The organism is Waterburya agarophytonicola KI4 (assembly GCF_020640915.1).
Taxonomy (GTDB): Bacteria; Cyanobacteriota; Cyanobacteriia; order Cyanobacteriales; family Xenococcaceae; genus Waterburya; species Waterburya agarophytonicola.
In genome coordinates this window covers 14,099-36,453 of the sequence record NZ_JADWDC010000012.1, presented here as the reverse complement: position 1 = coordinate 36,453, position 22,355 = coordinate 14,099, and the positions used below count along the sequence as shown (strand labels likewise).

24 protein-coding genes are annotated in these 22,355 nt (G+C 38.8%); 9 read left to right on the top strand and 15 right to left on the bottom strand.

From position 1 onward, the window contains the following. The 3 genes from I4641_RS07110 to I4641_RS07100 all read right to left on the bottom strand — a co-directional run. Nucleotides 1–244 (bottom strand): hypothetical protein (locus I4641_RS07110; RefSeq protein ID WP_229639784.1); only part of this gene is annotated, 244 nt, incomplete at its 3' end. A gap of 33 nt (nt 245–277) precedes the next feature. Further along, nucleotides 278–1,273 (bottom strand): hypothetical protein, encoded by a 996-nt coding sequence (locus tag I4641_RS07105; protein WP_229639783.1) that lies wholly within the window; start codon nt 1,271–1,273, stop codon nt 278–280. A gap of 137 nt (nt 1,274–1,410) precedes the next feature. Beyond that, the gene (locus I4641_RS07100) at nt 1,411–1,932 is read right to left on the bottom strand and encodes a COP23 domain-containing protein (RefSeq protein ID WP_229639782.1); all 522 of its coding nucleotides are present in this window, start codon (nt 1,930–1,932) and stop codon (nt 1,411–1,413) included. Nucleotides 1,933–2,831: 899 nt separating this feature from the next. Between I4641_RS07100 and polA the strand changes: the two genes are divergently transcribed. Next, nucleotides 2,832–5,771 (top strand): DNA polymerase I, encoded by a 2,940-nt coding sequence (polA, locus tag I4641_RS07095; protein ID WP_229639781.1) that lies wholly within the window; start codon nt 2,832–2,834, stop codon nt 5,769–5,771. Here the strand turns inward: polA and I4641_RS07090 are convergent, their stop codons facing one another. Genes I4641_RS07090 through I4641_RS07080 form a run of 3 tightly spaced genes read right to left on the bottom strand, consistent with a single transcriptional unit; the run spans nt 5,772 to nt 7,420 of the window. Continuing rightward, nucleotides 5,772–6,602 (bottom strand): M48 family metallopeptidase, encoded by an 831-nt coding sequence (locus tag I4641_RS07090; protein WP_229639780.1) that lies wholly within the window; start codon nt 6,600–6,602, stop codon nt 5,772–5,774. Nucleotides 6,603–6,617: 15 nt separating this feature from the next. Next, nucleotides 6,618–7,058 (bottom strand): YbjQ family protein, encoded by a 441-nt coding sequence (locus I4641_RS07085; protein WP_229639779.1) that lies wholly within the window; start codon nt 7,056–7,058, stop codon nt 6,618–6,620. Nucleotides 7,059–7,060: 2 nt separating this feature from the next. Then, the gene (locus I4641_RS07080; RefSeq protein WP_229639778.1) at nt 7,061–7,420 is read right to left on the bottom strand and encodes a YbjQ family protein; all 360 of its coding nucleotides are present in this window, start codon (nt 7,418–7,420) and stop codon (nt 7,061–7,063) included. Between the two features lie 176 nt (nt 7,421–7,596). Between I4641_RS07080 and I4641_RS07075 the strand changes: the two genes are divergently transcribed. After that, the gene (locus I4641_RS07075) at nt 7,597–8,043 is read left to right on the top strand and encodes a hypothetical protein (RefSeq protein WP_229639777.1); all 447 of its coding nucleotides are present in this window, start codon (nt 7,597–7,599) and stop codon (nt 8,041–8,043) included. A 178-nt stretch (nt 8,044–8,221) separates the two neighbouring features. Here I4641_RS07075 and I4641_RS07070 read toward each other — a convergent pair whose 3' ends face one another. Together I4641_RS07070 and I4641_RS07065 are read right to left on the bottom strand one after the other, a co-directional pair. Continuing rightward, entirely contained in the window at nt 8,222–9,520 is a 1,299-nt protein-coding gene (locus tag I4641_RS07070; RefSeq protein ID WP_229639776.1) for a diacylglycerol kinase family protein, read from the bottom strand. Continuing rightward, nucleotides 9,517–10,041: a gamma carbonic anhydrase family protein gene (locus I4641_RS07065; protein ID WP_229639775.1), complete on the bottom strand. Its 525-nt coding sequence runs from the start codon at nt 10,039–10,041 to the stop codon at nt 9,517–9,519. The genes I4641_RS07070 and I4641_RS07065 overlap by 4 nt, the downstream gene beginning before the upstream one ends. Before the next feature lie 93 nt (nt 10,042–10,134). Here I4641_RS07065 and I4641_RS07060 point away from each other — a divergent pair, with 93 nt between their 5' ends. The 3 genes from I4641_RS07060 (at nt 10,135) to I4641_RS07050 (ending at nt 12,083) form a co-directional block, all read left to right on the top strand. Further along, on the top strand, nt 10,135–10,641 hold the full coding sequence (locus I4641_RS07060; RefSeq protein WP_229639774.1) for a TIGR02652 family protein: 507 nt from the start codon (nt 10,135–10,137) through the stop codon (nt 10,639–10,641). Between the two features lie 50 nt (nt 10,642–10,691). Continuing rightward, on the top strand, nt 10,692–11,126 hold the full coding sequence (locus I4641_RS07055) for a VOC family protein (protein ID WP_229639773.1): 435 nt from the start codon (nt 10,692–10,694) through the stop codon (nt 11,124–11,126). A gap of 159 nt (nt 11,127–11,285) precedes the next feature. Then, nucleotides 11,286–12,083: a glutathione S-transferase gene (locus tag I4641_RS07050; protein ID WP_229639772.1), complete on the top strand. Its 798-nt coding sequence runs from the start codon at nt 11,286–11,288 to the stop codon at nt 12,081–12,083. A gap of 108 nt (nt 12,084–12,191) precedes the next feature. Here the strand turns inward: I4641_RS07050 and I4641_RS07045 are convergent, their stop codons facing one another. The 6 genes from I4641_RS07045 to purC all read right to left on the bottom strand — a co-directional run bounded on the left by I4641_RS07045 (nt 12,192) and on the right by purC (nt 18,526). Next, nucleotides 12,192–13,064, bottom strand: coding sequence for an MBL fold metallo-hydrolase (locus tag I4641_RS07045; RefSeq protein WP_229639771.1), 873 nt, complete (start codon nt 13,062–13,064; stop codon nt 12,192–12,194). 46 nt (nt 13,065–13,110) lie between these two features. Continuing rightward, entirely contained in the window at nt 13,111–13,902 is a 792-nt protein-coding gene (lpxA, locus tag I4641_RS07040; RefSeq protein WP_229639770.1) for an acyl-ACP--UDP-N-acetylglucosamine O-acyltransferase, read from the bottom strand. Between the two features lie 64 nt (nt 13,903–13,966). Next, nucleotides 13,967–14,440: a 3-hydroxyacyl-ACP dehydratase FabZ gene (gene fabZ / locus I4641_RS07035; RefSeq protein ID WP_229639769.1), complete on the bottom strand. Its 474-nt coding sequence runs from the start codon at nt 14,438–14,440 to the stop codon at nt 13,967–13,969. A gap of 23 nt (nt 14,441–14,463) precedes the next feature. Next, the gene (gene lpxC / locus I4641_RS07030) at nt 14,464–15,294 is read right to left on the bottom strand and encodes a UDP-3-O-acyl-N-acetylglucosamine deacetylase (protein ID WP_229639768.1); all 831 of its coding nucleotides are present in this window, start codon (nt 15,292–15,294) and stop codon (nt 14,464–14,466) included. A gap of 15 nt (nt 15,295–15,309) precedes the next feature. Beyond that, the gene (locus tag I4641_RS07025; protein ID WP_229639767.1) at nt 15,310–17,406 is read right to left on the bottom strand and encodes a BamA/TamA family outer membrane protein; all 2,097 of its coding nucleotides are present in this window, start codon (nt 17,404–17,406) and stop codon (nt 15,310–15,312) included. Between the two features lie 376 nt (nt 17,407–17,782). Continuing rightward, nucleotides 17,783–18,526 (bottom strand): phosphoribosylaminoimidazolesuccinocarboxamide synthase, encoded by a 744-nt coding sequence (purC, locus tag I4641_RS07020; protein WP_229639766.1) that lies wholly within the window; start codon nt 18,524–18,526, stop codon nt 17,783–17,785. Between the two features lie 295 nt (nt 18,527–18,821). Between purC and I4641_RS07015 the strand changes: the two genes are divergently transcribed. The 4 genes from I4641_RS07015 (at nt 18,822) to wecB (ending at nt 22,078) form a co-directional block, all read left to right on the top strand. Beyond that, nucleotides 18,822–19,064 (top strand): DUF7219 family protein, encoded by a 243-nt coding sequence (locus tag I4641_RS07015; protein WP_229639765.1) that lies wholly within the window; start codon nt 18,822–18,824, stop codon nt 19,062–19,064. 84 nt (nt 19,065–19,148) lie between these two features. Continuing rightward, the gene (locus I4641_RS07010; RefSeq protein ID WP_229639764.1) at nt 19,149–20,174 is read left to right on the top strand and encodes an ABC transporter permease; all 1,026 of its coding nucleotides are present in this window, start codon (nt 19,149–19,151) and stop codon (nt 20,172–20,174) included. 58 nt (nt 20,175–20,232) lie between these two features. Continuing rightward, nucleotides 20,233–20,940 carry a hypothetical protein gene (locus I4641_RS07005; RefSeq protein WP_229639763.1) on the top strand — a complete coding sequence of 236 codons (708 nt, stop codon included), beginning with the start codon at nt 20,233–20,235 and terminating at the stop codon, nt 20,938–20,940. Between the two features lie 19 nt (nt 20,941–20,959). Next, on the top strand, nt 20,960–22,078 hold the full coding sequence (gene wecB / locus I4641_RS07000; RefSeq protein ID WP_369426738.1) for a non-hydrolyzing UDP-N-acetylglucosamine 2-epimerase: 1,119 nt from the start codon (nt 20,960–20,962) through the stop codon (nt 22,076–22,078). Here the strand turns inward: wecB and I4641_RS06995 are convergent. Further along, nucleotides 22,054–22,347 (bottom strand): hypothetical protein, encoded by a 294-nt coding sequence (locus tag I4641_RS06995; RefSeq protein WP_229639761.1) that lies wholly within the window; start codon nt 22,345–22,347, stop codon nt 22,054–22,056. The two genes, wecB and I4641_RS06995, sit on opposite strands and share 25 nt — an antisense overlap. Nucleotides 22,348–22,355 lie beyond the last annotated feature (8 nt).

Genomic DNA, 22,355 nt, shown 5'->3' with positions numbered 1-22,355 from the left:
TTTCTACATCTCCTTCAGCTCCTTCAGCAACTGGCTCTGTGGGAGTTTCTACATCTCCTTCAGCTCCTTCAGCAACTGGCTCTGTGGGAGTTTCTACATCATCAGGAGTGTCTGGGGTAATTTCTCCAGGATTTGGCATCGTAATATCAGACATATTACCCGTTTGAGAACGAACGGGAATTGTTGCGATCGAAAACCAAGTCAAGATTAAAGCTATTTTGATGGGTAATTGAAATAATTTCATGTTTTATATCCGCCTCAAATAATATCCGTATGTTTAAAATGAAAAACTGTAACCAACACCCACAACAAACCTTGTTCCATCTCCAGCTGTACCCGTAACGTCAGTAACAGCAGGTACAATTACCAAGGGTAATCTTCTAAACAAAACCAGTGGTAAGCCAAGGGTCAAATCTTGACCAGTCCATTCAGTTACAAAGCCTACTGGTTCGATGATTTTCACTGCCACACTGCCAAATACTCCCACTGTTTCATTGCCATTATTGATATCTGACTCAGAGCGAAACTGTCCTCCCCCCAATCCTAAAGTGGTATATACTTCACTAAAGGGTTTGGTTCTATCTTTACGGAGCTTAAACCTTTTGGTAGTTACTCCATACACAGAAGATCCTCCGTCGGTATCTCCCCAGGTGGTTATGCCTTGTACCCCTAAAGCCACCGAAAAATCTTGGGGTAAACGGCGGTGCAACTTGACATTGATTGCACCATCGCGAAATAGAGAACTCACATCAACCAAACTGACTCCTATTTGCGCTCCTACATTTTTTTGGGGATTGCCCACACCAAAGCCCAAACCAATTACCCCATCCGATCGATCTATAAAGCGCGCTCGCTCTTGAAATCCAAAACCAATTCCAAAACTTCCCCAAGATGCACCATAAGCAGAGGGATTAATCACGGTTATACTAGGGGATGCTCGATAGGGTTGCTTGGGTAACGGAATTCGCAAAGGTATTCTTTTGGGCTCAAATCTTTCTCCTCCTGTTGGTTGACGGCGCAAAGCGGGGCTTCCTTTTTCTGAATCAGCTGATGATTCGATCGCGATGGGAATAGTGCCATTAACCATGAGATTAGCTGGATGAGACTCTATCCCCTCTATTTGTTTGGGGTTTTCGGCTGTTATTGTTAGTAGTGCGTCAGCTTTTTTATTGGAGATCGTCTCGGCTTTTACTTGATCGCCAATAAAAGGAAATAAAATATTTAGAGCGGTCGAGATGCTAAATAGAACGGGGGACTTTTTTACAAAGGGCATTGACGCACTGAAATTATATGTACATGCTTTTACTGAGATATTGCACTTAATGGTTAGATTATCTATCCGAAGTTTATTAAACTAATGAAATAACCTAGAAAACCAAAAAACATTAATATTAATTACGAAAGAGTGTTTTACCAAGGCCACCATAATGGTTGATACGGCTGTTCGTTATAGCTATAAATACCTCTAACATTTAAAGCTGCGCAATCTATAGGCTTTTTATTGCTCAAAACGCAGCCAGGATTATAATTAGGATTGACTCTGAAAAGTTGTTCGCTTTCTTCGGAAGCACAAGTTTCTTCTGCTTCTCCTACGAGACAGACAAGATTACTTTTACTTTGTTTTTCTGTATAAGCTTTGAGAAATTTTTCTTCTTTTTGTTCGATAGAAGCCTGTAATTTAGTTGCGGTTTGCTGACAAATTTCTTGACCCGATTGTCCTGGCAGCAAATATTCAGCATGCCAACTCATCAAAGGAGTTAAATTTACTTCTCCTGGTGTATAAGCAAACATAGTTGGTATATCTCCCTGCGTAGCACAGACAAAGATATTTTTGGCAGAGTTTTGGTGAGAATTTTCTTCTGCTTGAAGAGGCGTAGCGGAAAATGCGATCGCGCAACTAACAAGGGCGGTATATATGGATTTTTTATTCATCGTAGCTACCTGATATTTAAAATAGAGCTATGTTAATTATGTTTTTAGTAACATTGTAAGTATATTTGACCAGATAAACACCACTATTTGTGATTATTTCACTAAGTATATTGTCACAAGGATAAATTTTTGATGAAGATTGTCTTCTGTGACTTTCTCTGAGAAATACGAGATATAGCCAGCCAAATCGTCAAGAATCTTGATTACTTCCGACTCTTCTAGCTGCAATCTGAATTTTATTTCATTTTAAAGCGATCGCCCATCGGTCACAAAAACACCAAAAAACGACCATGACATCTTTTATCATGAATCGCATTCTGTAAAATATTAAATTAAGAGAAGGGTTATTGGGTGGAGAGGACGGGGCTAGTATTTAATAAACCTCCTTGGTTTTTTAAAGACGTAATCGAACTAACTAGCCTTTAAACAATTCCTCTCCTGTCTTTATCTGGCAAACTTGTAAACTTAATAAGACTTCCCAAAGTCGTATCCTGTAGAGTTGAATTTGATAGTAGAGTGTTCAATAAAGTTCTTACTAATATGTTGACAACTATGGCACAATAATTAAATTAAGTATTTAGATCTGGTAACACGCCACTTCTGGCTAAGATTGTGATTTTCTTAATGTTATTAACCGTTCGATTCAGTCATAATAACTAAGAATAATGCACCTATTTTTTACCTGACATCTATGGAATGAATTATTGTGTAGACTCCCGCTAGGAGGTACTTACGGTCATCTGCGTTTTGAAAGAAGATTGGTGTGCTTCTCTGTACCTGTTAATAAACTAGCACTGCTATTTTGAGAAAACAAGATATGTTTACTAATGTTTACAGACATTTGTTAACTGAAATATTGACTTAACTTTAAGATACTTTTTCGATTGAAACTAAACTTTATGCCCTCATCTGTTGTAACTGAATTAACGACTTCTAATAATACAAAACCTCTCTTAATTTTGGTTGACGGTCATTCTTTAGCATTTCGTGCTTACTATGCTTTAAGTAATTCTCGTCGAGGACCTTTGATAACGTCAACAGGAATTCCCACCAGTATTTGTTTTGGATTTTTAAATTCTTTATTGCAGTTATTAGAAATAGAATCACCCCAATTTATGGCGATCGCTTTCGATTTGGGAGAACCAACTTTCCGACACGAAGCTGATGAGAATTATAAAAGCGATCGCACGGAAACACCCGAGGATTTTATTCCCGATATGATTAACTTACAACAGTTATTGACGGCATTCAATCTAACTATTGCTACCCAGCCAGGATACGAAGCGGATGATGTTTTGGGTACTATTGCTACTAGGGCGAGTGATGAGGGCTATCGCGTCAAAATCGTTAGTGGCGATCGCGATTTGTTTCAGTTGGTAGATGACGAACGAGATATTAGTGTTTTGTATCTGCACAACCAAACTTTTAAGAAGACAGCGCGCAACTATACAGAATTTGATCGCGCTGGAGTAGTTGAGAAAATGGGGGTAACTCCCGAACAAATTGTTGACTATAAAGCTTTTTGTGGGGATAAGTCTGATTGCATTCCTGGGATAAAAGGCATCGGGGATAAGACGGCGGTTAAGCTGTTGAATGAGTACCCTACCCTCGAAGAAGTCTATGAAAATATTGATAAGATAAAAGGTGCGACGAAGAAGAGATTAGAGACAGGAAAAGAAGATGCCCTACATTCTCGATTTTTAGCTCAGATCGAGTTAAATTGTCCTGTTAAAATAGATTTAGATAACTGTAAGTTAGTAGGGTTTGGGGAACAAGAAGTATTGCCCATACTCAAACAGTTGGAGCTTAAAAAAACCATTGATAATCTGAGCAAATTACAGTTAAAATTGGGTGGCGAAGCTGAAATTGAAGATTCTAAACCTAAAAGAGATCGTAAACAGCCAGATAACGGACAACTATCTTTATTTGCCGATCCTACTGAAACCGAACCAAAAGAAAAGCCTGTAGAAATATTTACTCCCCAACTCAATACGCAAATTATCGATACAGAAACTAAATTAAAACAATTAATTTCCACCCTCAAAAAACAAATAAATACTAATAAACCTGTGGCGTGGGATATGGAAACAACTTCCTTAGAAACTCATCTAGCAGAGTTAGTGGGAATTGGTTGTTGCTGGGGTAATAAAGATAGTGACATTGCCTATATTCCCATTAATCATCAAGTAGGAAAACAGCTAGCTAAAGAATTAGTATTATCTAGCCTCAAACCAATATTAGAAGACGTTAAATATCCTAAAAGTTTGCAGAATGCCAAATTTGATCGCCTGGTATTACACCATCAGGGAATTAAGTTATCTGGAGTAGTATTTGACACCATGTTAGCTAGTTATGTACTCAATCCCGAAATGACTCATAATTTAGGAGATTTATCCGAGCGTTATGAATTAGGAATTAAGGCTAAAAGTTATAAAGAGTTGGGGCTTTCTAAAAAGCAAACTATTGCCGATTTAGATATTCTGGTTGCTGCTGATTATTGCGGACTAGATTGTTATGCTGCCTATTATTTAACAGATAAACTAAAAGCAGAATTAAGTAACTATCCCCAGTTATCAAAACTACTGTTAGAAGTCGAACAGCCTCTAGAACCAGTATTAGCAATCATGGAAGAAACTGGTATTAGTTTAGACATTGAATACTTACAGCAATTTTCCCAAAAACTAAATAAGGATCTGCAAAAATTAGAACGAGATATCTATACAGCAGCAGGAGAAGAATTTAATCTTAGTTCGCCCAAACAATTAAGCGTAATCTTATTTGAGAAACTAGGATTAGATGTAAAAAAGTCGCGTAAAACTAAGACGGGCTATTCTACAAATCAACAAGTATTGGAAAAGCTTAAAGGAGATCATCCAGTAATCGATAATATGCTGGAATATCGCACCCTAGCTAAACTAAAATCAACTTATGTCGATGCCTTACCCGCACTAGTTAGGAAGTCAACCAACAGAGTACACACTAATTTTAATCAAACCGTAGTAGCTACGGGGAGATTATCGTCTTCCAACCCCAATCTGCAAAATATTCCCATCCGTACTGAATTTTCTCGTCAAATAAGACAGGCTTTTCTTCCACAATCAGGATGGCTATTAGTAGCAGCCGACTATTCTCAAATCGAACTAAGAATTCTCGCTCATCTCAGTCAAGAACCAGTGTTATTAGATGCTTATCAAAATAACAAAGATGTTCATACTGTTACCGCCCAATTACTATTTGAAAAAGAAGATATAACTTCAGAAGAAAGACGCTTAGGTAAGATAATTAACTTCGGTGTTATCTATGGCATGGGGGCGCAAAGATTTTCGCGAGAATCTGGTTTTAAAACCGATATTGGCAAAGAATTTATCGATAAATATCGTCAAAAATATGCTTTGGTATTTCAATATCTAGACAGCGTCAAAAAACAAGCGATCGCTTTAGGCTATGTTACTACAATACTCGGTAGAAGACGTTACGTTAACCTGATTAGCGATCAACTCAAAGAATTACGTGGAATTAATCCCGAGGCGATCAATTTAGACAGCTTGAAATACAGTTATACTGATGCTCAAATATTGCGCGCAGCAGCCAATTCCCCCATTCAAGGTTCGAGTGCCGATATCATCAAAATTGCCACGATCAAACTACAGAATATTCTACAAGATTATCAAGCTCGTTTATTAATTCAAGTACACGATGAATTAGTATTAGAAGTACCTCCTGAAGAGTGGACAGAATTGCAACCTATGATTAAATCTACAATGGAAAATGCCGTTGAATTAAGCATTCCTTTATTAGTAGATATTAATATGGGTAAAAATTGGATGGAAGCTAAATAATTAATCAAAAATATTATTTGGTAAGCTTTTAATTTCACCCTTCATTTTCCAGCCTTTTTTCTTGGCAAACTGATGTAAATAATTGATTCTTTTTTGAGTTAAAGGGTGAGTAGAAAAATAAGCAGAAAACTCACCTCTTTTATCCTTATTCTTAGTTTGAATCCGATTGAAAAAATCTAAACTAGCATCACCGTGTCCGTAATAATCGACGATCGCTGACAAAGCATAAAGATCCGCTGTTGACTCTTGTTGGCGACTGTAGTGTAAATTGGTTAAAGATCCTGTAATACCTACAATATTTGCATTACCGCCACCGACACCCAAAACACTAGCTACGGTCAATAAAACAAGCGATCGCCCTAATCCCTTGAGATGATCTCTTGCTATATGATGCCCCAATTCGTGGGCAATCACAAACGCTAATTCATTTTCCGACTCTGCTTCTTCTAGTAAAGTAGTAGTAATAATAATATGTCCCCCAGGAAGAATTGCAGCATTAGAAATTTTGCTTTTTTGAACATAAATAGTCAAGGGGGTATAACTATTAACATTAGACTTCTGAAGAGAGGTTAATAACTCCTCTAAATATTGCTGTTTTGGAGAATTAGATTCTCGATCGAGGTGAGGAATATCAGATATTAATTCCCTACCTATTTTTGCTTCCAATTCGGGAGAAATACGAGTCGCCAACTGAGTTGCGATCGCTCCCAAACCTAGATAAACCAATCCACTAAAAACTACTACCGTACCCAATAAATAGGCAAAATTAACCAGAGGATGAACGGAAGTAACATTAACGCCCTCTGGAATCTCTTTCGGTTTGTATACCATTGATTTTATAATTGCCTAACGAATACCCGTACCATAAGCAGTCACTTCAATAGCAGCTAGTCCTTTTCCGCCACTTTGACTGCCTACTGTAGATGTTTCTAGACGAACATTAACCACCTGAGTTGCACCCCAAGAAATTGCCTGTTCTTTCATGCGTAAAATAGCTTCTCTACGCCCGCGATCTAGCACGCTTTCATAGACTACTACCCTACCACCGACAAGGTTACGTAAAGAAGAAGCAAACATTTTAAAATAATCAGCAGAAACCACAACACTTCCTAAAAAAAGAGCAGCTTCATTACCATGGGGAATTGCTTGTTTAGCACCAAAAGTTACTACAGGTACGTGCAGAGTTTGACGTTCTCTTTTTTTAATATCTTGATAATGTTTTTTTTCTAGATAACTGCCTACGAAATAGCCTACACCTAACAATATTACTAAAAAGATTAAATCCATAATTATTGTACCTTTACCGCTGTTCCATAAGCAAAAAGTTCGGCCGCACCTTGGGCTACAGAAGAAGTTGCAAAACGAACATTAACTACAGCATTAGCTCCCACAAAATTTGCTTGTTGGAGCATTCTTTCTACCGCTTCTTTTCTAGCTTCTTGTAATAGTTCGGTATATCCTTTTAACTCTCCTCCCACAAGATTTTTTAACCCAGCCATAATATCTCTGCCAACGTGTTTGGCACGAATGGTACTTCCTTGTACCAATCCAAAATGTTCGATTATCTCTTTACCTGGTACACCTTCTAAAGTAGTAATGATTATTTCACCAAATCTTGAGTTAGCTTGATCGGAATATTTAGATGCCATGATTAATTAATACTTAATTGGGATTTTTAATAACTATATTTATATAGTTCCCCAAAACAATTAAATATTTAAGATCGAGATCACAGATAACTAGTAACCGCAGGTAGAGATATTTATTTTAATTGGATGCAGAATACAGCAATGTTGTTCAACAAGGCAATCGAGCATTAAAATTTATGTTTACTGAAAAAATCGAATTAAAACCATTATTGGGAATGCTGCTATTAATTAGTGCGACTAGTATTGGCGTGCAAATAACTGTTAGAGCAGAAAATATAATTATCGAGCAAAATATTGATTCGGAAACTGTTTTAACTGAAATTGAGCAAAATAGTAATTCGGAAACTGTTTTAACTGAAAATATTAGTAACACCAAAAAGTATCTACCTTATTCACCTATAATGGTGAATAAAAATAGTAAATGGTATGCTTATTCTGGAAAAAAAGCTAATATTCCTAATTATAATCTTAGTTCAGAAAAAACTTTTGCCAAGTCTATTAATGGTTCTCAATTAACAACAGAATTTGACATGTTTTTGGCAACTTATCCTACCCTGGATTTATCCTTAATGTCTAATACCAATAAAAAACATTTTACTTTTACTTTTTTAACAGCCCAGTAATTGTCATTTAGTAAAAATATTGATTGATGAATAAGCTGCAAATAAAAAACTAAAAAACTATTAAATCTCCAGAGTACAAAAAATAAATTTCTCATGCCGAGGAAAAAACAATTTTGATGTAAATTAGTCAAATATAATTTTCAATTCTAATTTACATCAAATATTATTTTAAGCATTTTTAATTATTAATACAAACCATACTAGGCATTATTTGCATTTCTACCGAGGAATAATTAACCAGTTCGCCATCAACTACTAAAATACCTTTTTTAGTCAATGGTTCTAAACAGAAAGAACGTACTTTATAATATTCCATGTGGGGTAAATCAAGATGTTTTCCTTTACCGCAGAGCAATAAGGCGTTTAAAAGTTCCCACCGAGATGTTCCTTTGCGCATTACCAAAACATCGATCGCTCCATCATTTAATCTAGCATAGGGAGTCACATTCATATCGTGGGCAGCCCAGGGAACATTCATCGCCCATAAAAAGATAAAATCATCTTCAATTATGTGCCATTCGCCTTTTCTTTTAGTAGTTTGTTGAAGATTTTGGTGACAATCTGGATGGGGAATAAAAGAAAATTTTCCTTTATAAGTACGCAGCAGTAAAATTAAAAATAAACCATATAAATCAAATCTAAGGGAGCCTAAAAACTTAAATTTTTCCGATTCAATATCAGCATCGCTAATTAAACCCCAAGCCAAAGAAAGACAACTATAGTAGTTTCGATTATTCTGTTTTATTGCAGCTAAATCCAAACTTTGTTGCTTACCTTTAGCAATTAAAAAAGCAGCATTGAGAGGGTCGTAAATCTCTCCAGAAAACTCTAATAAAGACTTAGACAAACCATTCCCCGTCCCTCCAGGAATAATCCCCAGAGGAAGACGGATCGCTTTTTCCCAGTCAAGACGATTCATCAATCCCGCGATCGCATCGTGGACAGTACCATCTCCTCCAACTATTACTAAACCATCTACTTGAGTCAAATCTAAATTGCTAACAAAGTCTTGAATATCCCTGCTACTAGATGTTTGTTTTACGCTATAGTTCAAATAACTATGATCGAACAAAGGACGAATGCGATCGAAGATTTTCAAGGCCCGTTGCTTTCCACTTACAGGATTGACAATTACCTGTAAATATCGCGGTCGATCCACTGCATCAATGGGTTGTCCGACTAAAACATTATTAATAGCTTGTTGCCATAGCGATCGCCCTGCTAAACTAGCACAAGTAAAACAATATTCTTTTAATACTCTCGAATTTTTTTGATAGGGATAGGCGTGTATTAATAAACAAGGAAATTCAGATTCTTCTCGATCGCTCATAGATACACCGACTACATCCTGAAGTAATAGTTGTCGTTGTTCCCCTTTTTCTTGCCAAAATAAAGCATTACTTATCAAGATTGCCGATTTTTCGGGCTTTTCAGGCAATAATGCCAAGGGATGTTCAAATAAAACGGTGCTTTTCATTGAGGTTGATTATTTTTCTTTTCTGCATGGACTCGTGCTAATTGTTGGTAATTGCGGGCGTGTTCCCATAATTCTTCCGCTTGTTTCTCGCCAATTTCTTTAATTTTGCGTGCGGGTATGCCCATCACAAGCGATCGCGCGGGAACATCTTTGGTGACTACACTTCCCGCCCCCACAATGCTTCCCGCCCCCACTCGAACCCCATCTAAAACAATTGCACCGATGCCGATCAAACAACCCGTTTCTATATATGCAGAATGAATTACTGCTCGATGACCGACAGTTACATAATCTTCCAAAACAGTCGGCTTACCAGGATCTCCATGCAATACCGCCCCATCCTGAATATTAGTGCATTTGCCGATAATTATTTTTTCAACATCGCCCCTAACTACCGCTGCGTACCAAACACTAGAGCCTTCTGCTAAAGAAACATCGCCTATTACCGTAGCATTATTTGCCACAAAAGTTGTCAAAGATAAATCGGGGTTGGAACAAGACAAGTTTTGAAATTGATTCACGATCTACAAATCACCTATGAGAATGATATCTAAACATTTGAGTTGGATTAGAGTAACCCGTGTTATAAGGTAAAAGAATAATTTTTTTGTTTTATGAATTTAGCTTTACAATATCCTGTTTTTGGCCCTGAAATAATTTGCCCTCATTGCCGACAGTTGATTCCTGCTCTTACATTAACAGACACTTACTTATGCAACCGTCACGGAGCTTTTGAGGCTGATCCCAAAATCAAAGAATTAGTTCATTTACCTTCTAGCAGACGGTGGCGACTTTGGGAAGAACAATGGTATCGCCAACATACTCACCCCGATGGTATTCGTTTTGAGATTCATGAAGCTTTAGATGCTTTATACACAGAAGGCTATCGCGCTACAAAAGTAATTATTGCCAACCGCTATCGAGATTTAGTTAGCTCCTATTTAGGACGCAGCCATCCCTGGCGAGATAGTTCCGAGTTTAAATCCCCCAAACTTTATGGTTTGCCCATTGGCTTTAGTTCTGAAGAAAACGCCGAACCCCAATGGGAAATAATTAATTTTACTTTAGAAAAAGAGCCAGGAGTTCCCCGTCACTATCCTTACCGCTTCTTGTTTGAATAAATCAAAATTAAATATTAAATACCAAATACTAAATATTCATTATCAGAACAATGCATCATGCTTCAATACGCACCGCAGATATTCACAAAGCGATCGCTTTTTACGAACAACTGGGCTTTACGGTGCGAGAACGCTTTACCACAGGATATACTCTAGCTTGCTGGATGACTGGGCTGGGAGGCAGGATTGAACTGATTCAAATTCCCGAACCAAAACCCGCCCCTGATGCTTTTGCTGACGAACATTATGTCGGCTACTATCACCTTTCTTTCGACCTTACTGAGGTAACGAGCGACTTATCTACCTGGCTAGAAGACTTGAAAGCTAAAAATGCGATCGCCTTAGAAACAGCCGAAGCACAAATTGAACCCTTAAAAATTCTTTTAAAACCCGAACAGCAACAAATTGGCGATCGGATTTATGAGGTTGCTTTTATTGCCGATACCGATAGTTTACCTCTGGAATTTATTCGCATTTTGCGTTGATCGGCTTCCCCGATCCTTACTTATAAAGATATGTAGAGGATTTTGAGCTATATTAACAGCCGTCTTTAGACTAGAGAACGATGTTTTAGATCCCATAAACAAGCTACATTAACAACTGTAAATTACCTATAGAGTCGATCCTCATAATAAGGAGTCTTCATGCTAGAACTATATCAATTTGAATTATCTCAGTATTCAGAAAAAGCTCGCCTCATCCTAGATTACAAACAATTAGAATACCGCAAAATCGAAGTCACCCCAGGTGTGGGACAAATCGAATTAATGCAAAAATCTGGTAGCCGTCAAGTACCAGTTCTTAAAGATGGTAGTACTTATGTTTCTGACTCTACCGAAATTGCTCTTTACTTAGAACGCAAATATCCCGAACGTCCGATTATTCCTACAGATTCCTTAGCAAAAGGACAATGCTTACTGATAGAAGAATGGGCAGATGCTTCGATTGGTTTGAAAGGAAGAAAAGCCTTTATTGGTGCTTTAAACCAAAATCAAAACTTTCGCACTTCAATTTTACCAGCCAACACTCCCGACATAGTTAAAACTGCCGTAGGTGCAATTCCTGGGGAGTTACTAGATGTTTTGGGTACTGGTGTTGGTTTTGGGGGAGATGCGGTCAAAGAAGCTAAAAAAAGCTTAACTCAAGACTTAGAAGCACTTTGTTTGATTCTACAAAATCAACCGTATCTCACGGGAGATAGTCCCACTTTGGCTGACTTGGCAGTAGCAGGATTGAGTATTCTCTTAAAATTCCCCGCAGGTTCTTATCTTGATATTCCCGATCCTCTTAAAGGAAAAGGTATCCCAGGATTAGCAGATAATATCACTTTTGAACCATTTTTCGCTTGGCGCGATCGCCTTTATGCCGATTTCCGTCAAGGTTCTAGTATTCCTAGTAGCAATAGTTCTAGTTCTTCTCCCACTTCAATTAATATTGAGTAGTAATTAATTAATTAGTTAAATAAGTGGTGGGCAATAATAATATTAATTTTGGCTGCAAAATTTCCTTGTGCTGCCCACCCTACAGGTTAATTGTTTGTTGTCCTTGGCTCATTGCTCTTTCATCCAACTAATACACTGTTCCATTTGTTTTTTAGTAGTAGTCAGATCTCCATGATAGCGACGTCCGTGTCCTGGTAAGACCCACTCAAAAGAATAATTAGCAAGCTTTTCCATCGATTTGATTTGTTCCGACCAATCGTACCAGCAAAAACGAGCAAAAGCATAAAGATGCTCGTAATGAGGCGACCATGCTAAATGATCTCCTGTAAATAAGAATTTGTTTTTGTAAAGTAAAACCGTATGTCCTTTTGTATGACCTGGGACGGGGATAATAGATATATCTGGGGTTAATTCTACGGTTTCTGTCCCAGAGAGTTTGATTTCGACTTCTTTGGTAGCGGGTTTGATGTCATCAAGATGGAGAATGCGCTGACCATTAAAATGGTCATGATATTTCTGATGATCGGCAACATCATCTTGGTGAGTCAAGTACAAATATTCAATTCCCCCCAACTTTTCCAACTGCTTAACCAAAGGCGGTGTAAATCGAGGAGAGTCAATTAAAATATTACCGTCGGGTCTTTTAATAAAATAACTCGCTGCACCAAAAGAAGACTCGGAATGATAGCCACAATAGTAAACATCATCTTCTATCTGGATGGGAAAAGTTTTCTGTACCTGCTTGACATCCTTGGGTTTCTCTACCGTGCCAATAGAAGCAGTCGGACAAGATAGAAGAGCTTGCATTGCCGAAACTCTTTCAGATTCTGTTTGTGGCTGATAATATACCGCAGACATAGACGACTGACGATTGAATATATCTGGTGCTACCCAACGACAGGTATCGCAATCGATACAGGTAGAATCGACATAGAAATCACCATCGACATTTTCCGATCGCTTTTGTTGTAAAGTAGCCATTTTCTTGATTACTTATTATTTATTATTTATTATTTATTGCTTAATTCTACTTTCCTGCAATCAAACCTCTTCTACCATCAGCAATAGAATACTGCATAAACTCTTGCAGATGTTGGATATGCTGGCTATCTGGGAATTCATCCAAATGCGCGATCGCATCTTGTAGGGGTAAGTTTTTCAAATACAAATAGCTAAAGGCTTTTTTCAATTGACGAATTTCAGCTTGAGAAAAACCCCGTCTTTTTAATCCCGTAAAGTTTAGCGATCGCACTTTAGCGGGATTTCCTTCCACCATCATGTAGGGAGGAACATCGCGACTGATACGACTCATGCCACCCACCATTGCCATGCGACCGATATGGACAAACTGATGAATACCCAAAACGCCGCTAATAATTGCCATTGATTCGACGTGGACATGACCAGCGATCGCCACACTATTAGCAATAATCACTTCATTACCAATAATGCAATTATGACCTACATGACTGTATGCCATCAATAAATTATCATCTCCAATAACAGTCGCCTCTCCTTCATTGGTAGCGCGGTTGATGGTAACATATTCGCGGATACGATTGCGATCGCCAATTATGACCTGGCTGTTTGCCCCTTTATATTTGAGATCTTGAGGTTCTAAACCAATAGCTGCACCAGGGAAAATCTGATTATCGCGACCGATTTTTGTTAGTCCGTCAATAATGGCATGACTGCCCACAACAGTATTCGCACCAATACTAACTTGACTGCCGATTACCGCATAGGGTTCGACTTTTACAGTAGGGTGAAGTTTGGCGCGATCGTCAATGACAGCAGTCGGATGGATCGAGGTTCTCAAGATCAATTCTCCCAGAGGCTAGGGGCTAGAGGTCATATGATAATTTACTAAGTCTGTATTGTAATTACATTTCAATTAAAGAGAACATCATTTCTCCTTTTACCGCCAGTTCGCCATCAACTTCGCCCCGACCCTGCATTTTGGCAATACGATTTTGTTTTAATGATAGAAGTTCTACGGTCATAGTCAAGCGATCGCCTGGAACGACAGGGCGACGAAAACGCACCTTATCAATTCCTGCAAAAGCAAAAAATTTCCCCTTCATTCCTGGCAATTGCACCAGGATAATCCCTCCTACCTGTGCCATCGCTTCTACCATCAATACTCCAGGCATTAAGGGAAAGTCAGGAATATGCCCAGGAAAAAATGGTTCGTTGAAAGTAACGTTTTTAATTCCTACTGCTTTCTCTCCTGGCACATAATCGATAATGCGATCGACTAGAGCGAAAGGATGGCGGTGGGGTAATAATTGATGAATTTCTCGAATGTCAAGGGTGGTTTTAATCGAATTATCTGGGGTTTCGATAGCGGAATCCATTCTTTAAATTATTAATTACTAATTTAACTACCAATCTCAGTCAGCTTGTTCGCCAATTGAATATGTAATTTATGACTGGCTTTGTAGGCAATAATGTGAGCCGTGGGAAACTGACCCAACAAACTCATATCCCCTACTAAATCTAATAGTTTATGACGGGCTGGTTCATTCGTAAATCTTAAGGGAGGATTGACCCATCCCGAATGGCTACATACCAAGGCGTTTTCCAGACTTCCACCCTTAATTAATCCAGCCTGTTGTAACTGTTCTATTTGATCGGCAAATCCAAACGTACGGGCGGGGGCAATTTCTTGAGTAAAATCTTCTTGAGTGGGATTCCAACTATGCCATTGATTGCCGATCGCATCATAAGGGAAATCTATACCATAGGTAAATCTAACATCAGATGCGGGTAAGGCAGCCACAAAAGCATCTCCTTCTCTAATCCAAACAGGTTCTCTTAAAACAATAAGACTTGGAATTAAAGCAGAATTATGGATCGCGATTCCCGATCTGGCGATCTCCTCGCACCAAATTTTAGCCGAACCATCTAATAATGGAACTTCTTCGCCATTAATTTCAATCCGCGCCTCATCTATACCATTAGCCGAGAGGGAAGCCAATAAATGCTCTACAGTACGTACCTTGACATTTTCTGCCACCAATTCTGTCGAAAGAGTAGTTTGACCCACCGCTGCTACTTCTGCGGGAATTATGGGCTTTTCTGGCAGATCTACTCGGACAAAATAGCGACCATCCCCAGGATTGGCGGGCATAACTTTGACAGTTGTCTTAACGCCAAAATGTAACCCAACCCCCGACAACTCAAACTCAGCTTTTAATGTACTTCCCATCTCCGTAATTAGTAGTTAAAACTTCTCCCCAATACCAAACTGAATCTCATTACCGCCGTCGTCATTAATGGCATAATCAACCCGAATCGGGCCTAAAGGCGATTGGACTCGTACTCCCAAACCATAGCCATAACCAGCCCCAGGTAGTCCTCTTACCCTCGATGGCGTTCCTGGTACTGCATCATCAGAACCTAAAGTAGTGCCATAGTCGAAGAAGAATGCACCCCCAATAATTTTAAAAATTGGAAAGCGATATTCTGCTGTAGCTTGGAAATAACTGCGACCGCTACCAACTTCACCATCGCCAAAACCTCGTACAGAGTTGCTACCACCTAGGATAAAGGATTCATAGGGAGGAACATCTCCTAAGATTGTACCCGCTTGAATGTTGAAAGCTAGAGTTTCAGGGCCATCACTAAAGCGAATGATATTAATCGGGAAGTATTGACTAAAGTTTCCCCGCACTCGATTAAACAGAATACTACCCGAACCGATAGGAATTGTTTGTTCTGTTCCCAGTCTTAAGACAGAACCTTGGGTGGGTTGTATTGGATTATTACGGCGATCGCGATTTGCCCCAAAACGCAAGATAAATAAATCGTCAGTACCATCATCGCTGATAGCCAAATTTTCACTACCATTACTGGCTCTAGATATGGGTGAAATATCTCCATCGCTATTTCTTACTTCGACTCGTTCATATTGAAATCCTGTTGATAAAGACCATTCGCGAGGCTTGAAAGGATCTCCTGGAATAGGGCGACCAAAACTAATCCCTCCCCCAGTACGAATTATACGAGGTGAATCGTTACCATTTTCTGTCTCGATATCATTATCGCCATTAAATACTAGAGAGATGGAACGACGACGAAAAGCGTTGACTGTATATGAGGTACGGCTTTCGCTGCCACCAATCCAAGGATCGGTAAAGTTGACATCAAAAAGCAAACTATTGTTACCCAAAGATATATCAGTACCTAGGGTTTGATTGTTACCGCCAAAGTTTTTTTGCTGATAGCTAACTGTACCAAATAGTCCGCCAGAGGAACTATAACCAGCGCCCGCTGAGATTGACCCACTACTGCCTTCAACTACATCAACGTTGACCACGACTTTACTCGGATCTGTGCCAGGGCTAAAGGAAAAACGAGCATCTTCAAAAATACCCAAGCCGAAAACTCGCTGTAAATCTCGTCGAGCCGTATCTCGCTTGAAGATATCTCCTGGCTTTAGTTCTACCTCTCTTTTGACAATATATTCTTTGGTTTTGCCTTCTATCGGTTCGTCGTCTTCATCAAAATATCTAACATTGATATCTTCAATTATGCCTTCTGCCAAAATCAGAGTAACTTCTCCTTCGGGACTAACTTGAGGCGCGCCGACGACTTGAGCTAGTTCGTAACCATTTTCGCTATACCATTCGTTGATTTTGATAACACCTTGTTGTAAATCTCTCAGGTTGAGAATTTGACCGTAATTTTTACCAAAAAATTCGGTGATTTTTTCTGGCGGTAGAACTTGACTTGGATTTCTTTGAGGAACAGTTATAACCGAGACGTTGTTTAAAACTGGGTTTGGTTCGACGGTAAAAGTGATTCTGACCCCTAAAGGAGTATCCCCTGGGGTTACTTCTACGTTTTGGAAAAAACCAGTCGCATATACGGCATTTACGTCTTCCTGAAGTTGGGTTCTCGTAGTGGTTCTGCCTGGTTCTGTATTAATGCTGGCATAAACAATATCTTTTAGTTCTTCGCTTGCTCCTTCTACTACCACTTCTGCTACTAGCACCCGTGGCTCTTGAGATTTTTCTGAGTTTTCGTTTTCTGCGGAATTTTCGGGTACAGATTCTGATTGGGGTGGTTTGAATTCAGGTAGCTTAAGATTAGGATCTACTTCCGTATTGCTATCTGTCTCAAATGGTTTTTGGTTTATCCCATCGGGATTTTGAGCTATAGCATTTGGTTTGATATTCCTCAGCAAAGCTGCACCGTTAGCTACGATGATTTTGTTGGACTGGACTCTTGAATTTTCTTTTGCTGCTTTGCTAGGTAAAGATAATCCCAGATTTAGAGTAGTTGCTAAGATTAAGATCGCAATAGGAGATAGACGCACTTTTTTTAATTCAATTAACACTTCCACACACCAAATAAGACATTCGATAAGTTGACCGCTAAAGATTTACGTAACCAATTTATTTGATTTGACTTCAGATGCAAATTGTCATAACTGGTTGTCAACTATAGCAATTTAAAATCTATAAAATGAAACAAGCTTCGATTATTAGGGATTTTATCCCTAGGGCGATCGCTGTAGCTAGCCCATCCACTTATATCATCCACTTATATTTTTTCCACCCCAATAATTTTGTTTCTTCATCTTCAGGGCATTATGACTATTTACGGTATTTAATGTTCCCAAATTTATTGAGGAATAATTTTTATTAGATTGAAAGATTCAGGTTGAATTTTTGATAGTAATAATTAGTTATTTAACTGCAATCATTTTTTTTTATTTGGGCTAAAACTCTTTGTTGAACCTGTTGATAAGCTGATTCAACTCGACCTAAATCTTTACGAAAACGGTCTTTGTCCATTACTTTTGCTGTAGGATCTGTTTCGTTCTTATCCCAAAGACGACAAGTATCAGGACTGATTTCATCGGCTAAAAGTAGATTTTGTTGGCTATCGATGCCAAATTCTAATTTAAAATCCACTAAAATAATGTCGCATTGGTCGAAAAAGCTTTGTAAATGTTGATTGATTTTGCGCGCCATTTTCTCTATTTGAGCCAATCTTGAATCGGAGACTAAATCTAACAAGAATATGCGATCGCGAGTCAAAAGGGGATCGCCTAATTCATCGCTTTTGTAATAGTATTCCACTAAGGGAACATCTAGTACTTTACCTTCTGGCAATCCTGTTTGACGGCAAAGACTCCCCGCAGCGATATTTCTCACCACTACTTCTACGGGAACAATAGTAACTGCTTTGACCCTCATGCGATCAGGCTGGGGGCAATCTACATAGTGAGTTGAAATATCCAGAGATTCTAAGAGTTCGTATAAAGCTGCCGTAATTTGACAGTTTATTGCTCCTTTTCCCGTAATTTGCCCTTTTTTTTGAGCATTGAATGCCGTTGCGTCATCTTTGTAAACCGTTAATAAAATATCTGGATCGTCTGTAGTGTAAAGAATTTTGGCTTTGCCTTCGTAAAGTTTTTCTGTCTGTGACATTTTTGATAATTGCCTAGAATTCAACGTTCGGTAGAACTCAACAGTAAGGTTTTAAAATTTAGGTTAAGGTTTGGTTAACCATTTTTAAATCTCCTGTTAATATTTAAAATAAAACCCTGTTTATAGTAGCGTCATCAAGTAACGTTTGTGTCCATATAAAATAAATCACGCTTAAATGTTAAAAATTATTAAAATAGAAACTAAATAAAATTTAAAACTGCCAACTTAGGGATTATCTCAGTCAAAATTTTATTCAGAGTTCCAGTCAAACTGTTTGAGAAAAATATTCAACCCCATGACAACTAATAAACAAACTAACGATTTTCTTTATCCGCGCCATCGATATCATGGAAAAGTTAAACCAGAAAACTTAGTATTTAATTCTAATTTGCAAGAATTTGCTCAAAAAATAAACTATATTTGCAATTTGGAAACAGCAGGGAAGTTACCCCCAGAGAGCGCGTACAAACAAATCAAATCTCTTTGGAAAGATCTAAAACGCAGTAAAAAAGAGTTGGGTATCGGGCAAGATCAATAAGAATCAATAATATTGCCTTGTCTTAGTAATTAAGGAGAGAACTGCTATAACTAATAAAACTATTTATTATGGCTAAAGCTAAATATGTCTCGCTCCAAAGCCCTGCAATCGTATATTTTAGTTCGTTTGCTTTTAGCTCCTCTCATGCTGTTAATGATCGCGACTCTGGTATTTTTGTTACTCAGGGCGACTCCTGGAGATCCAGCCGATGCAATCTTGGGTACGCGCGCTCCAGAAGCAGCTAAAGCAGCCTTGCGATCGCAGTTAGGTTTGACCGATCCTTTATGGCAGCAGTATTTCGATTATTTAAAAAACTTACTCAGTTTTGATTTGGGTAGTTCCCTTAGCAGTCGTGGTTTAGCAGTTTGGGATGTAATCAAAGAATATTTTCCTGCTACCGTCGAGCTATCTTTTTGCAGCATGGTTGTAGCTGTGACGGTTGGGGTATTTGTCGGAATGGTTTCCGCTTCTACCGAAAATAAATTTCTCGATGCCCTAGGACGTTTGTTTGGCATCATCACCTATTCTTTACCTCTATTTTGGGTGGGAATGGTGTTGCAATTGATCTTTGCCGTAAATCTGGGCTGGTTTCCTTTGGGGACTCGCTTTCCTATTAGCGCGCCAACCCCACCCCCCGCAACAGGCTTATATATAATTGATAGTATTCTGGCAGGAGATATGGGGATGCTATTGAATACGCTTCATTATCTAGCATTACCCAGTATTACCCTTGGCTTGCTGTTGAGTGGTATTTTTGAGCGTATTGTACGGGTTAATCTCAAGCAGACTCTACAGGCTGATTATGTGGAAGCAGCTAGAGCTAGGGGAATTCCCGAAGGGACAATTCTAATTTCTCACGCGATGAAAAATGCGTTAATTCCTGTGATTACGGTTTTAGGTTTGACTTTCGCTGCTTTGTTGGGTGGAGCAGTATTAACAGAAGTAACCTTCTCTTGGCCAGGATTGGGTAATAGACTATATGAGGCGATTTCTTTGCGGGATTATCCCACTGTACAAGGGGTGATGGTATTCTTTGGAGTGATTGTAGTAATGGCTAGTATCGCGATCGATATTATTAATGCCTATATCGATCCGAGAATTCGATATTGATAGCTGATAATATGCAAAGTCGAACCCCATAGGGTACCCTTAAGGACTGATTATTGAAATGAGATTGTTTGTTTTATTTTTCCTGTGCAATTATTTAGCTCAGATATTTCTAATTCCTCCTACTACTGCTGGGGCTGCAACAATCGAAGCAAACAGTAGAGATGAGAGTAATAATATCGATTTTCCTCCAGAAATTGTTGAAGAAAGTCCCGTATTGCAGAAATGGCTCGAAGAAATACCCAATGTTTTAGAAGATATTAAACACGATCCTGCTTTTCGCTCTCGTGTGCGGTTGGGTTTTACGATATTTCCTTCTAGTAAAGATAGTTCTGGACTTAATTTGGGGATTGAAGATATATTTATCAAACGTAGCGGTTTTACTTTGAGTGTGGACTATCAAACCGCATTCAATGGCGATCGCAATGCAGCAGGAGCGGATTTACATTATTTTCTTTTACCTTTGGGTAGCTATTTCAATTTTGCACCCTTAGTTGGATATCGCTATATTCAAAGCAATGATTTCTTTACCGATGGAGTTCGGCTAGGATTGCGTTTGATGTTGGCTCTTTCTCGCACTGGAGGGGGGGATATTTCCGTTTCCCAAAGTTTTGTTTCTGTTGGGGGCGATCGAGAAGTAGGAATTACTTCTTTTTCTGTAGGCTATGCTGTTGCTCCGAGTTTGCGTTTATCTGGAGATATTGAAAGGCAAAATTCAATTGAAGATGAGGATAATCGTTTTAGTCTTGGTTTAGAATGGCTTTTTTAAACAAACAATGGGAGATAAAATGACTGCACCAGATATTTCTGTAGGGGTAATTCTAGGTACTAGACCAGAAGCAATTAAACTCGCCCCAGTAATCAAGCAACTCAACTCTCTCAGTCAGACTAAAACTCATCTGATACTTACAGGACAGCATCGGGAAATGGTCGATCGCGTCATGGAATTATTTGACCTTGAGGCAGATTGTGACCTGGCAATTATGAAACCCAAGCAGACCTTAACTAATATTACCTGTGATAGTTTGCAGGGATTGGAAAAAGTTTTCGCTGAGATCGAGCCTAAATTTATTTTTGTCCAGGGAGATACCACAACAGCATTTTCGGCTGCCTTGGCTGCGTTTTATCATCAAATTCCCCTGGGGCATGTGGAGGCTGGTTTGCGAACCAATAATCTCTACGATCCCTATCCAGAAGAAGCTAACCGTCGCTTAATTTCTCAGATCGCCCAACTGCACTTTGCACCGACAGCATTAGCAGTGCAAAATTTGCAAAAATCTGGAGTAACGGGAGCAATTCATCATACAGGTAATACGGTAATTGATAGTCTTTTGACCGTTGCCAATAAAAAGCCAGAATGTAAAGTCCCTAATTTAGACTGGGATAAGCATCGAGTATTGTTAGCAACAGTTCATCGTCGCGAAAACTGGGGTAAGCCCTTAGAAGATATCTTGCAAGGATTTACCACTATTTTAGATCGTTTCCCCGATATCGCTCTGCTATTACCATTGCATCGCAATCCTACCGTGCGAGAACCGATTAAAGCAGCATTGGGCAATCACCCTAGAGTGTTTTTGACCGAACCGTTAGACTATCCCGAATTGGTAGGAGCGATCTCCCGCTGTCATCTTTTATTGACAGATTCTGGTGGATTGCAAGAAGAAGCACCGAGTTTGGGTAAACCCGTCTTAGTCTTGCGAGAAACCACCGAAAGACCAGAAGCAGTGGATGCAGGAACGGCAAAACTGATCGGGACTAAGGCTCAAAGCATTGTTGATTCTACCGCCGAGCTACTAGAGAATGAAGCTATTTATGAAAAAATGGCAACCGCTATCAATCCTTTTGGGGATGGTACGGCTTCCCAAAAAATTGTCAAACTAGCTCAAGATTTTTGGCTCAAATCATAAACATTGAAGCATTGAATTGTTATTTGATTTTTCTGAGTTAAGGAAATTTTAGGTTGAGTTGGTGTGGGTGATTTTGGTTTTATTTGCAGTAAAACCCAGTTAATTAATCCTGATAAAAAAGGTAGAACAAAACAAATTACTAAAGCGATCGCAATATAACGAAAGATAGCTGGTCTTTTGCTTCCCTGGGGATCGTAACCGCAACTAAGACAAGTATCTACTCCTTCTGCATTGAGAGTACCGCAAACTTTACAGGGTTTTAACGCCATAAGTAATA

Excerpts from the sequence above, each read along its gene's own strand:
- fabZ (WP_229639769.1), bottom strand. The coding sequence starts at position 14,440 with ATGGATTCCGCTATCGAAACCCCAGATAATTCGATTAAAACCACCCTT.
- I4641_RS07105 (WP_229639783.1), bottom strand. The coding sequence starts at position 1,273 with ATGCCCTTTGTAAAAAAGTCCCCCGTTCTATTTAGCATCTCGACCGCT.
- I4641_RS07090 (WP_229639780.1), bottom strand. The coding sequence starts at position 6,602 with ATGGTATACAAACCGAAAGAGATTCCAGAGGGCGTTAATGTTACTTCC.
- purC (WP_229639766.1), bottom strand. The coding sequence starts at position 18,526 with ATGTCACAGACAGAAAAACTTTACGAAGGCAAAGCCAAAATTCTTTAC.
- I4641_RS07045 (WP_229639771.1), bottom strand. The coding sequence starts at position 13,064 with ATGGCTACTTTACAACAAAAGCGATCGGAAAATGTCGATGGTGATTTC.
- lpxC (WP_229639768.1), bottom strand. The coding sequence starts at position 15,294 with ATGGGAAGTACATTAAAAGCTGAGTTTGAGTTGTCGGGGGTTGGGTTA.
- I4641_RS07070 (WP_229639776.1), bottom strand. The coding sequence starts at position 9,520 with ATGAAAAGCACCGTTTTATTTGAACATCCCTTGGCATTATTGCCTGAA.
- I4641_RS07075 (WP_229639777.1), top strand. The coding sequence starts at position 7,597 with ATGTTTACTGAAAAAATCGAATTAAAACCATTATTGGGAATGCTGCTA.
- I4641_RS07050 (WP_229639772.1), top strand. The coding sequence starts at position 11,286 with ATGCTAGAACTATATCAATTTGAATTATCTCAGTATTCAGAAAAAGCT.
- I4641_RS07080 (WP_229639778.1), bottom strand. The coding sequence starts at position 7,420 with ATGGCATCTAAATATTCCGATCAAGCTAACTCAAGATTTGGTGAAATA.
- I4641_RS07100 (WP_229639782.1), bottom strand. The coding sequence starts at position 1,932 with ATGAATAAAAAATCCATATATACCGCCCTTGTTAGTTGCGCGATCGCA.
- I4641_RS07085 (WP_229639779.1), bottom strand. The coding sequence starts at position 7,058 with ATGGATTTAATCTTTTTAGTAATATTGTTAGGTGTAGGCTATTTCGTA.
- I4641_RS07005 (WP_229639763.1), top strand. The coding sequence starts at position 20,233 with ATGAGATTGTTTGTTTTATTTTTCCTGTGCAATTATTTAGCTCAGATA.
- wecB (WP_369426738.1), top strand. The coding sequence starts at position 20,960 with ATGACTGCACCAGATATTTCTGTAGGGGTAATTCTAGGTACTAGACCA.
- polA (WP_229639781.1), top strand. The coding sequence starts at position 2,832 with ATGCCCTCATCTGTTGTAACTGAATTAACGACTTCTAATAATACAAAA.
- I4641_RS07010 (WP_229639764.1), top strand. The coding sequence starts at position 19,149 with ATGTCTCGCTCCAAAGCCCTGCAATCGTATATTTTAGTTCGTTTGCTT.
- I4641_RS07015 (WP_229639765.1), top strand. The coding sequence starts at position 18,822 with ATGACAACTAATAAACAAACTAACGATTTTCTTTATCCGCGCCATCGA.
- I4641_RS07055 (WP_229639773.1), top strand. The coding sequence starts at position 10,692 with ATGCATCATGCTTCAATACGCACCGCAGATATTCACAAAGCGATCGCT.
- I4641_RS07060 (WP_229639774.1), top strand. The coding sequence starts at position 10,135 with ATGAATTTAGCTTTACAATATCCTGTTTTTGGCCCTGAAATAATTTGC.
- I4641_RS06995 (WP_229639761.1), bottom strand. The coding sequence starts at position 22,347 with ATGGCGTTAAAACCCTGTAAAGTTTGCGGTACTCTCAATGCAGAAGGA.